The 15,068-nt window shown below is 64.4% G+C and carries 15 protein-coding genes; 10 read left to right on the top strand and 5 right to left on the bottom strand.

Annotated elements, in window-relative coordinates:
• The first annotated feature begins 60 nt into the window (after positions 1–60).
• Positions 61–2,193 (top strand): alpha-glucuronidase family glycosyl hydrolase, encoded by a 2,133-nt coding sequence (locus tag K9B33_RS00400; RefSeq protein WP_263499426.1) that lies wholly within the window; start codon positions 61–63, stop codon positions 2,191–2,193.
• A 76-nt stretch (positions 2,194–2,269) separates the two neighbouring features.
• A complete protein-coding gene (locus K9B33_RS00395) occupies positions 2,270–3,343 on the top strand; it encodes a LacI family DNA-binding transcriptional regulator (protein WP_224545826.1) in 1,074 nt (357 codons plus the stop codon).
• A gap of 91 nt (positions 3,344–3,434) precedes the next feature.
• On the opposite strand, the gene purB is transcribed toward K9B33_RS00395, so the two are convergent.
• Complete coding sequence (gene purB, locus K9B33_RS00390) at positions 3,435–4,751, bottom strand: adenylosuccinate lyase (RefSeq protein WP_224545825.1); 1,317 nt, start codon at positions 4,749–4,751, stop codon at positions 3,435–3,437.
• 273 nt (positions 4,752–5,024) lie between these two features.
• Here purB and K9B33_RS00385 point away from each other — a divergent pair, with 273 nt between their 5' ends.
• Positions 5,025–5,450 carry an EF-hand domain-containing protein gene (locus tag K9B33_RS00385; RefSeq protein WP_224545823.1) on the top strand — a complete coding sequence of 142 codons (426 nt, stop codon included), beginning with the start codon at positions 5,025–5,027 and terminating at the stop codon, positions 5,448–5,450.
• Between the two features lie 140 nt (positions 5,451–5,590).
• On the opposite strand, the gene K9B33_RS00380 is transcribed toward K9B33_RS00385, so the two are convergent.
• Positions 5,591–5,803 carry a hypothetical protein gene (locus K9B33_RS00380; RefSeq protein ID WP_224545821.1) on the bottom strand — a complete coding sequence of 71 codons (213 nt, stop codon included), beginning with the start codon at positions 5,801–5,803 and terminating at the stop codon, positions 5,591–5,593.
• Positions 5,804–5,957: 154 nt separating this feature from the next.
• Here K9B33_RS00380 and K9B33_RS00375 point away from each other — a divergent pair, with 154 nt between their 5' ends.
• Genes K9B33_RS00375 through pyrF form a run of 7 tightly spaced genes read left to right on the top strand, consistent with a single transcriptional unit; the run spans position 5,958 to position 12,106 of the window.
• Complete coding sequence (locus K9B33_RS00375; RefSeq protein ID WP_411973974.1) at positions 5,958–7,100, top strand: fumarylacetoacetate hydrolase family protein; 1,143 nt, start codon at positions 5,958–5,960, stop codon at positions 7,098–7,100.
• Entirely contained in the window at positions 7,097–7,852 is a 756-nt protein-coding gene (locus tag K9B33_RS00370; protein ID WP_224545818.1) for an SDR family NAD(P)-dependent oxidoreductase, read from the top strand. Before K9B33_RS00375 ends, K9B33_RS00370 begins: the two co-directional genes overlap by 4 nt.
• A gap of 1 nt (position 7,853) precedes the next feature.
• Positions 7,854–8,729, top strand: a complete 876-nt coding sequence (locus K9B33_RS00365; RefSeq protein WP_224545817.1) for an SMP-30/gluconolactonase/LRE family protein — start codon at positions 7,854–7,856, stop codon at positions 8,727–8,729.
• A gap of 22 nt (positions 8,730–8,751) precedes the next feature.
• The gene (locus K9B33_RS00360) at positions 8,752–10,164 is read left to right on the top strand and encodes a sugar porter family MFS transporter (RefSeq protein ID WP_224545816.1); all 1,413 of its coding nucleotides are present in this window, start codon (positions 8,752–8,754) and stop codon (positions 10,162–10,164) included.
• A gap of 17 nt (positions 10,165–10,181) precedes the next feature.
• The gene (locus K9B33_RS00355; protein WP_224545814.1) at positions 10,182–11,051 is read left to right on the top strand and encodes an aldose 1-epimerase; all 870 of its coding nucleotides are present in this window, start codon (positions 10,182–10,184) and stop codon (positions 11,049–11,051) included.
• Positions 11,052–11,084: 33 nt separating this feature from the next.
• On the top strand, positions 11,085–11,435 hold the full coding sequence (locus K9B33_RS00350) for a LapA family protein (RefSeq protein ID WP_224545812.1): 351 nt from the start codon (positions 11,085–11,087) through the stop codon (positions 11,433–11,435).
• The gene (gene pyrF, locus K9B33_RS00345; RefSeq protein WP_224545811.1) at positions 11,432–12,106 is read left to right on the top strand and encodes an orotidine-5'-phosphate decarboxylase; all 675 of its coding nucleotides are present in this window, start codon (positions 11,432–11,434) and stop codon (positions 12,104–12,106) included. Before K9B33_RS00350 ends, pyrF begins: the two co-directional genes overlap by 4 nt.
• A gap of 206 nt (positions 12,107–12,312) precedes the next feature.
• On the opposite strand, the gene K9B33_RS00340 is transcribed toward pyrF, so the two are convergent.
• The 3 genes from K9B33_RS00340 to K9B33_RS00330 all read right to left on the bottom strand — a co-directional run bounded on the left by K9B33_RS00340 (position 12,313) and on the right by K9B33_RS00330 (position 15,067).
• On the bottom strand, positions 12,313–12,729 hold the full coding sequence (locus tag K9B33_RS00340) for an acyl-CoA thioesterase (RefSeq protein ID WP_224545809.1): 417 nt from the start codon (positions 12,727–12,729) through the stop codon (positions 12,313–12,315).
• A 108-nt stretch (positions 12,730–12,837) separates the two neighbouring features.
• A complete protein-coding gene (locus K9B33_RS00335) occupies positions 12,838–13,491 on the bottom strand; it encodes an outer membrane protein (RefSeq protein WP_224545808.1) in 654 nt (217 codons plus the stop codon).
• A gap of 181 nt (positions 13,492–13,672) precedes the next feature.
• Positions 13,673–15,067, bottom strand: coding sequence for an L-serine ammonia-lyase (locus tag K9B33_RS00330; protein ID WP_318011061.1), 1,395 nt, complete (start codon positions 15,065–15,067; stop codon positions 13,673–13,675).
• Between the last annotated feature and the right edge of the window lies 1 nt (position 15,068).

Here is a 15,068-nt window from a genome sequence, read left to right as displayed (position 1 = left end):
TGGGCTTTGACGTTCGGGACAAGGGAGAGGATCTTCGTGAAAGCGCGCCTGTTTTGCTGGATGATTGCCGTGACCGGAACGGCGTTGACGCCGGTTCTGGCGCCCATGGCGCAGGCCGAGGACGGCTATGATCTGTGGCTGCGCTATGCGCGCGTAGAACCGTCGCGCGCTGGCGTTTTGGCGGCCCATGCGAACGCTATCGTGGCAAGCGGAAGCAGCCCGACGCTGGCCATCGCGACCCAGGAATTGCAACGCGGTATCGCCGGCATGACCGGGACGACGCCGGCGCTGTCAGCAACGGTCCAGCAAGGCGCGCTGCTGCTGGCGACGCCGGCGTCCACCCCTTCCCTGCCGGTGAAGACGGACGGGCTGGGCGAGGAAGGCTATGCGATTCGCACCATCATGATGGACGGCAAGGCGGTCACGCTGATCGCCGCGAACAGCGACATCGGCCTGCTCCATGGCGCCTATCATTGGCTGCGCCTCGCCCAGAGCGGCGAGAAGCTGGACAATCTGGACATACGCAGCGCGCCGAAAATCGGCCTGCGCCTGCTCAACCATTGGGACAATCTGAACGGCACGGTCGAGCGCGGCTATGCCGGCCAGTCGATCTGGGACTGGTGGCGCCTGCCCGACTGGAAAGGGCCGCGCTATAGCGACTATGCCCGGGCCAATGCCTCGATCGGCATCAACGGCACTGTCCTCAACAATGTGAACGCCAAGGCGGATAGCCTGACCGCGCCCTATATCGCCAAGGCGGCAGCACTGGCGGATGTCTTCCGTCCCTATGGCATCAAGGTCTATCTGTCGGTCAAATGGACCGCGCCGATGGAACTGGATGGCCTCAAGACCGCCGATCCGCTCGACCCGGCCGTCGCCGCATGGTGGAAGGCGAAGGCGGACGAAATCTACAAGGCGATTCCAGACTTCGGCGGCTTTCTGGTCAAGGCGAACAGCGAGGGCCAGCCGGGACCGCAGGATTACAACCGCACCCATGCCGATGGCGCGAACATGCTGGCCGCTGCGGTAAAGGCGCATGGCGGCATCGTGATGTGGCGCGCCTTCGTCTATGCCCATGACAATCCCGACGACCGCGCCAAACAGGCCTATAGTGATTTCAAGCCGCTGGACGGCAAGTTTGCCGACAATGTGATCGTGCAGGTGAAGAATGGCGCGATCGACTTCCAGCCGCGCGAGCCCTTCCATCCCCTGTTCGGCGCGATGCCCAGGACGCCGCTGATGATGGAATTCCAGATCACCAAGGAATATCTGGGCCAGTCGACGCACCTCACTTACCTTGGACCGTTGTTCGAGGAAGTGCTGGACGCCGATACCTACGCCAAGGGCAAGGGATCGACGGTGGCCAAGGTGATCGACGGATCGCTGGAGGGCCATAAGCTGACCGGCATTGCCGGCGTCGCCAATATCGGCGTCGATCGCGACTGGAGCGGGTCGATCTTCAATCAGGCGGATTGGTATGCCTTCGGCCGTCTGGCCTGGGATACCAGCCTGTCGGCGGAGACGATCGCGAAGGAATGGGCGGAGATGACCTTTTCGCCCGATCCCAAGGTCGTGCAGCCCGTGGTCAGGATGATGATGGGATCGCGCGAGGCGGCGGTGGATTATATGACGCCGCTGGGTCTGGCGCATGTCATGGACACGGGCCATCATTATGGTCCGGGGCCGTGGGTATCGGAACTGGCGCGGCCCGAATGGAACCCGGTCTATTATCACAAGGCGGACGCCAACGGCATCGGCTTTGACCGGACGAAGAGCGGCAGTGACGCGGCGGGCCAATATGCCCCGCCGGTGGCGAAGATGTGGAACAATGTAAAGAGCACGCCGGAACGCGACCTGTTGTGGTTCCATCATGTGCCATGGGATTATCGCCTGCAATCCGGCGAGACGCTGTGGGACGGGCTGATCCATCGCTATGATCGGGGCGTAAACTATGTCGCGACCATGCAGACGACATGGGCATCGCTGAAACCCTATGTCGATGCAGAGCGGTTCGCGGAGACGGACGCCTTCCTGACCATCCAGCATCGCGAAGCCCAGTGGTGGCGCGACGCCAGCATCGCCTATTTCCAGTCGATCTCCAAACGTCCGTTGCCCGCCGGGTCCGCCGAACCCGGCCATGATCTGAACTGGTACAAAGCGCTGAAATTCCCCTATGCGCCCGGCCATAACTGATTTTTCGCTTTAATTATTACGAATGATGTCGCACCCATTTCGGCAGCGACATCATTCCAACGAAAGCATAACCGCCTTGAGCGATACACGATCATCGCGCCGCCAGCGCAACGCGCCCACCATCAACGATGTCGCCACCCATGCCGGCGTGTCGCCGATGACGGTTTCGCGCGTCATCAATGGCGAGCAGGTGGTGCGGGCAGCCACGCGCGAGAAGGTGGAGGCGGCGATCGCTGCGCTCAATTATGCACCCAGTGCCGCCGCGCGGACGCTGGCCGGGGGTGATGAAACCCGTATCGGCCTGCTCTACTCCAACCCCTCTTCCTCCTATCTCAGCGAATTTCTGGTCGGCAGCCTGGACCAGGCCAGCCGCAGCAGCGTCGACCTTGTCGTGGAGAAATGGGACGAGGAGACATCGATCGCATCTGTCGTCGCCCATCTGCAACGCGGGCGGATAGACGGCGTGATCCTGCCGCCACCGCTCTGCGACCTCGATGAGATGGTGGACGCGCTGGCCAAGGCCGGCATTCCCGCCGTGGCGGTGGCGACGGGGCGCGCGCCGTCAGACCTGGCCGCGGTCAGCATCGACGATCGGCAGGCCGCCTATGAAATGACCCGGCACCTGATCGCCCTGGGCCATGGCCGCATCGGCTTCATCAAGGGCAACCCGAACCAGAGCGCCAGCGCCCGGCGGTTCGAGGGCTATGTGGCGGCGCTTACCGAAGCGGGCCTGCCGGTGCAGGACGAACTGATCGCACAGGGCTATTTTACATATCGGTCGGGCCTCGATGCGGCCGAACATATATTGGCGCTGGCCGATCCGCCGACCGCCATCTTCGCCAGCAATGACGACATGGCCGCCGCCACCGTCGCGATCGCGCATCGCAGCGGGCTGGATGTACCGGGCGACCTGACGGTCTGCGGCTTCGACGACACCTCGCTCGCCACCACCATCTGGCCGGAACTGACGACCATCCGCCAGCCGATCAGCGCGATGGCGCGGGCGGCGGTGGAGGTGCTGGTGCGGCAGTTGAAGGGGCGGCGCAGCAACGGCGCGGAGGCAGCCGAGCATCTGGTGCTGGACCATGCGCTGATCCGCCGGCAATCGGACGCCGCGCCGCGGATGCGCCCGCGGCTGGGCGGGCGATGACGACAACATAGGTTCGTTTCGAGCGTGTCGAGAGAAGGGAAGCGCAGCGCTGGCCGCTTCTCTCGACTTCGCTCGAAGCGAACGGAGGTGGTCAGGCCTCGCCGAACACCCGGCGGAAGATCGTGTCGACCTGCTTGAAATGATAATCGAGGTTGAACTTGTCCTCGATCTCCTGGACCGGCAGCGCAGCGGTGACGTCTGGGTCGGACTTGAGCAGTTCCAGCAACGATAGCTGGCCGTCCGATTCCCACACCTTCATCGCGTTGCGCTGGACGTAGCGGTAGCTGTCCTCGCGGCTGACGCCCGCCTGGGTCAGGGCCAGCAGCACGCGCTGCGAGTGAACGAGGCCGCCCATCTTGTCGAGATTCTTGATCATCCGCTCGGGATAGATGAGCAGCTTGTCGATGACGCCGGTCAGGCGGGCGAGCGCGAAGTCGAGGGTGATGGTCGCATCGGGACCAAAGAAGCGCTCGACCGACGAGTGGCTGATATCGCGCTCATGCCACAGGGCGACATTTTCCAGCGCGGGCACCACGGCGGCGCGCACCACGCGGGCGAGGCCGGTCAGGTTTTCGGTCAGCACCGGGTTGCGCTTGTGCGGCATGGCGCTGCTACCCTTTTGCCCCGGCGAGAAATATTCCTCCGCTTCCAGAACTTCGGTGCGCTGGAGGTGGCGAACCTCGACGGCGAGGCGCTCGATCGAGCTGGCGATCACGCCCAGCGTCGCGAAGAACATCGCATGGCGATCGCGCGGGATGACCTGGGTCGATACCGGCTCGATGGCGAGGCCCAGCTTTTCCGCGACATGCTCTTCGACCGCAGGGTCGATATTGGCGAAGGTGCCGACCGCGCCGGAAATGGCGCAGGTCGCGACTTCCGCGCGCGCGGCGATCAGGCGGGTCTTGCAGCGCGAAAATTCGGCATAGGCTTCGGCCATCTTGAGGCCGAAGGTCACTGGTTCGGCATGAATGCCATGGCTGCGGCCGATGGTCGGCGTCAGCTTATGTTCGAAGGCGCGACGCTTGATGACGTCGAGCAGCTTGTCCAGATCGTCGATCAGGATGTCGGCGGCGCGGGCCAATTGCACGGCAAGGCAGGTGTCCAACACGTCCGAGGACGTCATGCCCTGATGCATGAAGCGGGCTTCGTCGCCGACCTGTTCGGCCACCCAGGTCAGGAAGGCGATGACGTCATGCTTGGTCACGGCCTCGATCGCGTCGATCGCGGGCACGTCGATGCTGGGGTTCGTGGCCCACCAGTCCCACAGCGCCTTGGCCGCGGACGGCGGGACGACGCCCAGTTCGCCCAGCTTCTCGGTCGCATGCGCCTCGATCTCGAACCAGATCTTGAAACGGGCTTCAGGCTCCCAGAGCGCGGTCATTGCGGGACGGGAATAGCGGGGGACCATGGGCGAATCCTGCGGTTGGAGGAGAAATGTTGCCGCGCGCCTAGCAGCGTCGCTCCGTCGGGGCAAATCGAGAGAGAAGAAAGGGTGATCGACAAGATTCCATGCCGCCCAAAATGATGAAGCCCGACGAGCCGACCATATTTTCAAGACGAATGAAGAGACATGAATGGATGTTCAGGAACATTCACCAGTCGTCATCCATTATCTCCGCAGCAAATCGACATCGCCGGAACAATTATTTCCCGGCACATTCGAAGGTGACAGGAGATTACCATGGTCCGCATATTTCTTTTCTCGACCGCCCTCGCGATAGCGGCACCCGCCATGGCGCAACAGGGCATGGCGCCCGACCAGGGCGCCAGCCCTGCCGCGCCCCAGCCTGCGACTCCGGCCGCACCCGCCACACCGCAGGCAGCGACGCCCGCTGCTCCGGCCAACACCGCCGCAACGGTCGCGTCGATCGTCGACAGTGAATTCCCCGCCTATGACGCGAACAGCGACGGGCAACTCGACCAGTCGGAATTTTCGCGCTGGATGGTGGCGCTGAAGGGCCAGGAAATGAAGGCGACGGGGTCGACCCTGCCTGCCGAGCAGGTCACGGCTTGGGCCAACGGCGCATTTACGACCGCCGACAAAGATAAGAGCATTTCCGTCAGCAAGCCTGAACTTGTCAGCTACCTGAGTGGCGGCGCAGGCTAAAGGCTGATTCCCCCCTGTCACGAAGGCGGGGATATAGAGCCTGAGGGGTCGCACCCGGAGGCGGCATGGAACGAAGGCCATGCCGCCTCTTTTTTAAGTCCGAATATTGAGAAGAAGTGCGCCGCCAATGCGCCGCGCGATCAACCTTTTTTGCGGGTGTAGAGCAGCGCCGCAATGATCGCGGCAGAACCGATGCCCACCGCCGCGCCCGCCCATACGCCCTTTCCGGCCGATTTGATCGCCGCGGTAGCGAGATCGACCTTATCCTTTTCCTTCGCCTTTGCGGCGGCGGGGGGCGTGGGCTTTGCGGCGTCTGCACCGACCGGCGGCGCGCTGTCTTCAGGCTTGCTCATGGTTCGCAATGCTATGCCCCAAAGCGGCGGCCACGAAAAGCCGGAACTGCTTCCCCCTCCCACCTTTTGCATTTTGCGCGCACCCTCTTGACTTCACCCCCCGATCCATGTTGGTAGCGCTATCAATTAACAACCGTCCCATTAGGAGTTGATGATGTCGGGGGCCGCCTCCTTGTCCACCTTGGTAGATTGCCTGCCCGCCGACTGGCGCGCCGGCCTGTTTCTTGGCCGTGTCCTGACCGCTGATGGCCCCAGCCCCATATTGGTCCGCGACGGCATCGCTCATAATATGAGCCGCGTCGCACCGACCGTGGCGCAACTGATCGAAAAGCTGCCGCTGGCGGCCGATGCCGGCGAAGCCCTTGGCCCGGTCGATGCGCTCGATCTGCCGCTGCTCAGCCCGGTCGATCTGCAATGCGTCAAGGCGTGCGGCGTAACCTTCGCCCTCTCTGCGATCGAACGGGTGATCGAGGAACGGGCGCGCGGCGATGCCAGCGCGGCTGCGGAGATTCGCGGCCGGCTGGAAGAGCGCGTCGGCGGCTCGATCCGCGCCGTGGTGCCCGGTTCGCCCGAAGCCGCCGCGCTCAAGGCCGCACTGATCGAGGACGGGCTGTGGTCGCAATATCTGGAGGTCGCGATCGGCCCGGATGCGGAGGTGTTCACCAAGGCGCCGGTGCTGTCGACCGTGGGCGCGGGCGCGCAGATCGGCATCCGGTCCGATTCCACCTGGAACAACCCCGAACCCGAAATAGTGCTGATCGCCAATGCCGCTGGGAGCGCTATCGGCGCGACTCTGGGCAATGACGTCAATCTGCGCGATTTCGAAGGACGCTCGGCGCTCCTGCTGGGCAAGGCGAAGGACAATAATGCGTCCTGCTCGCTTGGTCCGCTGATCCGCCTGTTCGATGGCGACTTCACGATCGACGATGTGCGCAATGCCGAAGTCGAACTGATGATCGACGGTCCCGAAGGCTATCGCCTCGAAGGCGTAAGCAGCATGAACCAGATCAGCCGCGATCCGCTGGAACTGGTGCGCCAGACGCTGTCGGAACATCAATATCCCGATGGTTTCGCGCTGTTCCTGGGCACGCTCTTCGCCCCGGTGCAGGATCGCGACGATCCGGGCTGCGGCTTTACCCACAAGGTCGGCGACGTCGTCGCCATCTCCACCCCGCGCCTCGGCAAGCTGGTCAACATGGTCGTGACATCGAAGGACGCCGCGCCCTGGACCTATGGCCTCACCGCACTGATGACCAATCTCGCCGCGCGCGGCCTGCTGAAAGACACCGCCGCATGAGCGCCATCTATCCCAGTCTGAAGGGCAAGCGGGTTTTCATTTCCGGCGGCGGCAGCGGCATCGGCGCGGGGCTGGTCGAGGCGTTCGTCGGCCAGAGCGCGCATGTCGCCTTTTGCGACATCGCCGTGGCGGAGAGCGACGCGCTGGTCGCCCGCCTCACTGGCGCCAACGTCACCCCGATCTTTCACGCCGTCGACCTGCGCGACATCGAAGCGGTGCAGGCGATGATCGGGACGGTCGAGCAGCAGCTTGGCGGGATCGACATTCTCATCAACAATGCCGCCAATGACGACCGCCACACGATCGAGGAAGTGACCCCCGCCTATTGGGACGAGCGGATGGCGGTGAACCTGCGCCACCTCTTTTTCGCGGCGCAGGCGGCGGTGCCCGCGATGAAGCGCGCGGGCGGCGGCGTGATCCTGAATTTCGGATCGATAAGCTGGCACCTCGCCCTGCCCGAGCTGACCCTCTACCAGACCGCCAAGGCGGCCATCGAGGGCCTGACCCGCAGCCTGGCGCGCGACCTGGGCCGCGACAATATCCGCGTCAACACGATCATTCCGGGCAATGTGAAGACCCCGCGCCAGGAAAAATGGTACACGCCCGAAGGCGAGGCGGAGATCGTCGCGGCGCAATGCCTGGACGGCCGCATCCTGCCCGTCGATGTCGCTGCGCTGGCCATGTTCCTGGCGTCCGACGATGCGCGTTACTGCACCGCCCATGATTATTTCATCGATGCCGGCTGGCGCTGAGATGTTGACCGCCGATCCGCAAAGCGTGCTGTCGGTCGGCGCGACGCTGGGCGAAGGCCCGGTCTGGGTGGCGCGCGACGCGGCTTTGTGGTTCGTCGATATCAAGGGACATCGGATTCATCGTTACGATCCGGCGCTGGACGTCGGGCGCAGTTGGGGGACGCCAGGCCAGGTCGGCTGGATATTGCCGACCGATGATGGCTTGTTCGCCGTGGGCCTGCAATCAGGCGTCCACAGCTTCGACCCCGCCACCGCCAGCTTCACCCTGCGTCATGCCCCCGAAGCCCATCTGCCGGGCAACCGCCAGAACGACGCCTGCGTTGCGCCCGACGGGGCGATCTGGTTCGGGTCGATGGACGATGCGGAGGAGGCCCAAAGCGGCCATTTCTATCGTCTCCACGAGGGCGCGTGCATCGAAAGCGGCCTGCCTGCCGTGTCGATCACCAACGGCCCTGCCCTCTCGCCTGATGGGCGTATCCTGTACCACACCGATACGCTGGACAAGCGCATCTGGCGCACCGCGTTGGCGCCAGACGGCACGGTCGGCAATACAAGCCTGTTCGCCCGGATCGAGGATGGCGCCGGCTATCCCGATGGTCCCACCATCGATGCCGAAGGCTGCCTGTGGACCGGCCTGTTCGGCGGCTGGGCGGTGCGCCGCTACGACCCGACCGGCACGCTGATGCGGGAGGTGCGCTTCCCGGTCGCCAACATCACCAAGATCGCCTTTGGCGGCGACGACCTGACCACCGCCTACGCCACGACCGCGCGCAAGGGGCTGGACATGACAGCGCTGGCACAGCAACCTCTGGCGGGCGATCTCTTCGCCTTCGATCCCGGCGTGGCCGGGCTGCCGGGGCATGTCGCAACGATATAAGAACAGGAAGGACGGTAGAGAGATGAATGAGGGGAGCGCCGAAAAGGTCAATATGGCCTTTATCGCCGCAATCGTCGCCGTGGCGACGATCGGCGGATTCATGTTCGGCTATGATTCGGGCGTCATCAACGGGACGCAGAAGGGGCTGGAAGCGGCCTTCGACCTGGGCAAGCTGGGCATCGGCATCAATGTCGGCGCGATTTTGGTCGGCTCTTCGATCGGCGCATTCATGGCAGGGCGCATGGCGGACCTGATCGGCCGACGCGGCGTGATGATGCTGGCGGCCGTCCTTTTCCTGGGCAGCGCGTTGCTGGCGGGCGCCGCCGGGTCTTCGGCCATCTTCATCTTCGCCCGCATCATCGGTGGCCTGGGCGTCGGCGCGGCGAGCGTCATTTCACCCGTCTATATCTCCGAAGTCACCCCCGCCGCCGTGCGCGGACGCCTGTCGAGCGTGCAGCAGGTGATGATCATTTCCGGCCTGACCGGCGCCTTCGTCGCCAATTTCGTGCTGGCCCGCTATGCCGGTGGCTCCACCGCGCCGCTATGGCTGGACTTCCCGGCCTGGCGCTGGATGTTCTGGTTGCAGGCGATCCCGGCGGCCATCTACCTGATCGCGCTGCTCTTCATCCCCGAAAGCCCTCGCTATCTGGTGGCGCGCGGCCGCGATGCCGATGCCGAAGTGGTGCTGACGCGCCTGTTCGGTCCGCTGGAAGCCGCGCGCAAGGTTGCGGAAATCCGCGCCAGCCTGGCCGCCGATCATCACCGGCCCAAGCTGTCGGACCTGATCAGCAAGACCACCGGCAAGATTCGCCCGATCGTGTGGACCGGTATTGGTCTGGCCGTCTTCCAGCAGTTGGTCGGCATCAATGTCGTCTTCTATTATGGCGCGACGCTATGGGAAGCGGTCGGCTTTTCCGAAGATAATGCGTTGCAGATCAACATTCTATCGGGCGTGCTGTCGATCGGCGCGTGCCTGGGCGCCATCGCCCTGGTCGACAGGATCGGGCGCAAGCCGCTGCTGCTGATCGGCTCGGCCGGCATGGCGGTGACGCTCGCGATCGTCGCCTATGCCTTTTCCACCGCCGTCACCGGCGCGGATGGCGCGGTGTCGCTGCCCGGCCATAACGGCCTCATGGCGCTGATCTCCGCCAATCTCTACGTGATCTTCTTCAACCTTAGCTGGGGTCCGATCATGTGGGTCATGCTGGGCGAGATGTTCCCGAACCAGATTCGCGGATCGGGGCTGGCGATTGCGGGCTTCGCCCAGTGGATCGCCAATGCCGCCATCTCGGTCAGCTTCCCGGCGCTGGCCGTGTCGCCGGGGCTGGTCGTGACCTATACCGGCTATGCCCTGTTCGCGGCGATCAGCTTCTTCTTCGTGCGCAAGATGGTGCATGAGACGAAGGGGCGCGAGCTTGAGGATATGGAAGGCTGAGCACGGACACGATCCTGTTGCGGGCGGGAGGGCTGGAAGCGGCCCTTTCGCCCGCTGTCGGCGGATCGCTGCTGGGCCTCGCGCTGGACGGCGTGGATCTGCTGCGCCGTGCGCCGGACGGTGCCAGCGATCCACTTGCGATGGCGAGCTTTCCGCTGGTGCCTTACGCCAATCGCATAGCGAACGGGCGCTTTGCCTTTGACGGACGAAACTATCGGCTTCCCCTCAATTTCGGCGACCATCCGCACAGCATCCATGGCTTTGGCTGGCAGACGGCATGGACGGCGAGCGAGACACTTGCAGCGGCTACGCGCCTGACCCACGATCATGGCGGCGGTGACGGATGGCCATGGCCCTATAGGGCGGAGCAGCAGGTCGCGCTGACCCCTTCGCTCCTGTCCATGTCGCTGTCCATCACCAATGTCGGCGACTTGCCGATGCCCGCGGGCCTGGGCTTTCACCCCTATTTCCTGGCCGACGCCGCGACCATGATCCAGTTCGACGCGGACGGCCTCTGGCTCTCTACCCCGGACATGCTGCCCGACCGCCACGCCGCCGCCGATATGCTGGGCGACTGGTCGCGGCCTGCCATCGTGCGCGGCGACACGCTGGTCGACAATGTTTATACCGGCTGGAACGGGACCGCGACGATCCGGCGCGGCGACGGCCTGCGCCTGACGCTGCGAGCGACCGGGGCCGGGTTTCTGCACGTCTATCGGCCGCCGGGCAGCGTCGATTTCTGCCTGGAGCCGGTCAGCCATATGCCCGACGCGATCAACCGCGGCGGCATGGCGACGGTGATGCCCGGCGACACCGCGCGCGTCGCCATGACGATCGCCATCGACAAAATCGACCAGACGCTTCCGAAATCCGCCGGGATCGCCTAAGCTACCCCAAAGCAGCAGCGAAGGGTTCAGCCTATGCAATTTTTGCGGACAGCCTTCTGGGTCGTCATCGCCGTGGGACTCGCCTTCTTCTGTATGGCGAACTACGTGCCCGTGACCGTGCGCCTGTGGGGCGACATGGTGATGGAAACCAAGCTGCCCGTATTGTTGATCGGCGCTTTCCTGCTGGGGGCGCTGCCCTTCTGGATCATGGCGCGGGCCACCCGCTGGCGTCTGAAGCGCCGGCTCGACAGCACCGAGCGCGCATTGGTGGTCGCCACCACCGCCTCCGCCCCGCCCCCACCGCCCGCCTTTTCGGATGTGTCAGCCGTTGCCGGCCTCCCCGACCCGCTCGCCCCCACCCCCAGCACCACAGGACCAGCATGAGCAGCCCCATCTATGTCGCCATCGACACTCCCGACCTGAGCAAGGCGCAAACGCTGGCCGGTCAGGTGAAGCATCATGTCGGCGGGCTGAAGCTGGGTCTGGAATTTTTCTGCGCCAATGGCCATCATGGCGTGCATGAGATGATGAAGTTCGGCCTGCCGATCTTCCTCGATCTCAAGCTCCACGACATCCCCAATACGGTGGCCAAGGCGGTGCAGGCGCTGCACCTGCTGGAACCGGCGATCCTGACCGTCCATGCTGCTGGCGGCCGGGCGATGCTGGAAGACGCCAAGGCGGCGGCCGGGGTGAACACCAAGGTCGTCGCCGTCACCGTGCTGACCAGCCTGGACGATGGCGATCTGCTGGATATCGGCGTGGGCGGAAAGGCGGAGGATCAGGTCCGTCGCCTCGCCGACCTGGCCCAGAGCGCGGGGCTGGACGGCATCGTCTGTTCGGGCGAGGAAGTGGCCGCGGTCAAGAAACACTGGTCCGACGGCTATTTCGTGGTGCCGGGCGTGCGGCCGGCCGGCGGCGCGCTGGGCGACCAGAAGCGCGCCGTGACCCCGCGCGAGGCGCTGGACCGGGGCGCGTCGATTCTGGTGGTCGGGCGGCCGATCAGCCTGGCAGAGAATCCGGACATGGCGGCGCGGGAGATTGAGGCGACGCTTTAGGGCGGGGCATGGAAATTTCGGAATTTTGGTTCGTCGTGCTGCTCTCGGTTGCGCTATTCTGCGTGGTGCAGGCAGTGCGTGATATCCGCACCAAAACTATGCCTGGGGTGCGGCCGCGCCCATAGCGGCGGCTCTCATCCTAGCCATGCCGATTAAAACTCATGCGGTGAAGATCGACCTGTCGGCTAACCGTTAGCGCGGGCTTGTCAGCGTTCGGACTCCGCGTCGCCAACGAAGAAATGCTGGATCACCTCGCGCGTCAACCGGGCCGGGCGCAGGCTGCTGGCGTCGATGCAGCACCAGCTTGACTTGACCTCCGCCAGCACTTCCTCGCCGCGTTTGATGATGGTTTCGTAGAAGGCGCGGGCGCCCTGCACCTTTTCCAGCAGGACGGTGGCGATCACGTCGTCGTCCAGGAAGGTGGGCTTGCGATAGGTGATTTCATGCTTGAGCGCGACCCAGAGATGCTGGGCGACCGCTTCGGCCGGGGCCAGCGCGCGCCAATGGTCCAGCACCGCCGCCTGCACCCATTTCAGATAGCTGGCATTGTTGACATGACCCATGAAGTCGATGTCGATCGGATCGATGCCGATCGGGAAGCGGTGGGGAATCGCGTTACTCACACGGATGTCAATAGCAGCCCTGCACGCGGACTGATAGGGGCAATAGCTTGCTCCACGAAAAAGGGGCCGGTCTCGCGACCAGCCCCTTCCCTTGGCCGATATCGGCGATCAGAAACGCCAGCCGACGCTGCCGACGACCTGATGGCGGTCGGTGTCGATGCCGAATTCGTCGCTGGTCGCGCCATTGGCGAAGTTGATATGGGCATCCTCATATTTGGAATAGCGATATTCGATCTTGGCGAAGGTATTGGCGTTGATCGCCCGCTCCACGCCGGCACCGATGCGCCAACCGTCCAGCTTGAACGCGGTGTCGGTTTCCTGATTGGTGTCGCCGGCCAGCACGTCGAGCTTGGTGTTGGTGTAGCCGCCCTTCACATAGACCAGGGTCGCGGGGTTGGCGAGAATACCGGCGCGCGCACCGATATAGAGGTCGCGGCCCTGCTTGACGCGGCCGAAGCCGAACTGGTCGGAAAAGTCGGTGCGGCTGCTCTTGGCGGTGGAGTCGGTATATTCGCCTTCCACGCCTACGACCGCGCTGCCCAGGTTCACGTCATAACCGGCGCCGACGCCGTAGAGCAGGCCGTCGATCTTCTGATCGTCATGGCCATTGTCGTTATCGACATCGCTGCCAGCCCCGGTGCGGTCATAGCCCAGTATCGCTTCGACGCGCGGGCCGGTGAAGGTGGGGCCGACATCCTGCGCGAAAACGGGGGTGGCGACGGTGGCGCCGGCCAGAAGGGTTGCGACCATCAACTTACGCATAACAGATACTCCGTGTGTCATTCTGTCCCCTCTCTCAGGGGGTGAGACGCACAAGCCGGAGCGGCCGCCTTTGTTTCATGAACGGGAGATAAACATTTGAATATGTGGCCTTAATGTCACAAAATCAGCTCCGTTCGCCGTGCGAGCGTGCCGATCTGGCGGTGAACCGCCGGAACGATTTTCAACATTCCACGACATTGACGGCCAGACCGCCGAGCGAAGTTTCCTTGTAGCGGCTCGCCATGTCCTCGCCGGTCTGGCGCATGGTTTCGATCACCGCGTCCAGGCTGACGATGTGGCGGCCGTCGCCCTGAAGCGCCAGATAGGCGGCGTTGATCGCCTTGACCGCGCCCATCGTGTTGCGCTCGATGCAGGGTATCTGGACCAAGCCGCCGATCGGATCGCAGGTGAGGCCAAGATTATGCTCCATGCCGATCTCTGCGGCATTTTCGATCTGGCCATTGGTGCCGCCCAGTACCGCGGCAAGCCCGGCCGCCGCCATCGAGCAGGCGACGCCGACCTCCCCCTGGCAGCCCATTTCGGCGGCGGAAATGGAGGCCCGCTTCTTGTAGAGGAAGCCCATGGCCGCGGCGGTCAGCAGGAAACGGCGCTCACCATCCCGATCGGCCCCCGGCACGAAGCGGCGATAATAATGCAGCACCGCCGGAATCACCCCTGCCGCGCCGTTGGTCGGCGCGGTGACGACCCGGCCGCCCGCCGCATTTTCCTCATTCACCGCCAGCGCAAACAGGCTGACCCATTCGAAAATCTGCGCCGGGCCCAGCGCATCCTGTTGCAGCCGGAGCCGCTGGTGGATGGCGCGGGCGCGGCGACGGACCTTGAGGCCGCCGGGCAATAGCCCCTCCTGCTCCAGGCCACGGTCGATCGAGGCGCTCATGGCGTCGATCACGCTGTCGAGGAAAGCGTCCGTTTCCGCCTGTACGCGCCACGCCCCTTCATTACGCAGGACCAGGGTCGCGATCGACAGGCCGGTCGCTTCGCCCTGCGCCAGCATCTCCGCGCCGGAGGAGAAGGGATAGGGCTGGACGACATTATGGCCGAGCGGCGCGGCGTCATCGGTCGGGGCGGTGCCGAGCAGGACGGCGCCGCCGCCAATGGAATAATAGTCGCGCACCAGCGGGGCATCGCGCCCGTCCAGCCAGGCGGTGAAGCGCATCCCGTTGCTATGCGCCTCCAGAAATTCGCCCATGCGGAACAGCAGGTCGCGCGCTTCCTCGAACGGGACCATATGATCCACGGCGCTGCCCGCGCGGATGCGGCCGTCCGTGCGAATGGCGGTCAGGATGGCGCTGATCTGGTCGGGATCGACGCTTTCGGGGCGATAGCCAGACAGGCCAAGAAGGATGGCGCTATCGGTCGCATGGCCCCGGCCGGTCAGCGCCAGCGAACCGAACAGTTCGCATTGCACCCGCACCGGCGTCTGCGGCAGGCTATCCATGAACATCAGTGCGGCGCGCATCGGCCCCACCGTATGGGAACTGGAAGGGCCGATGCCGATGGTGAACAGGTCCATCACGCTGATCGCGGTGGCCGCGTCGATCCGGCTTTTGGTCACA

Origin of the sequence: Sphingobium sp. 3R8, from assembly GCF_020166615.1 — a bacterium.
GTDB lineage: Bacteria > Pseudomonadota > Alphaproteobacteria > Sphingomonadales > Sphingomonadaceae > Sphingobium > Sphingobium bisphenolicum.
Note: the sequence above shows the minus strand (reverse complement) of the source record. Positions and strands in the feature narration are given on the sequence as shown.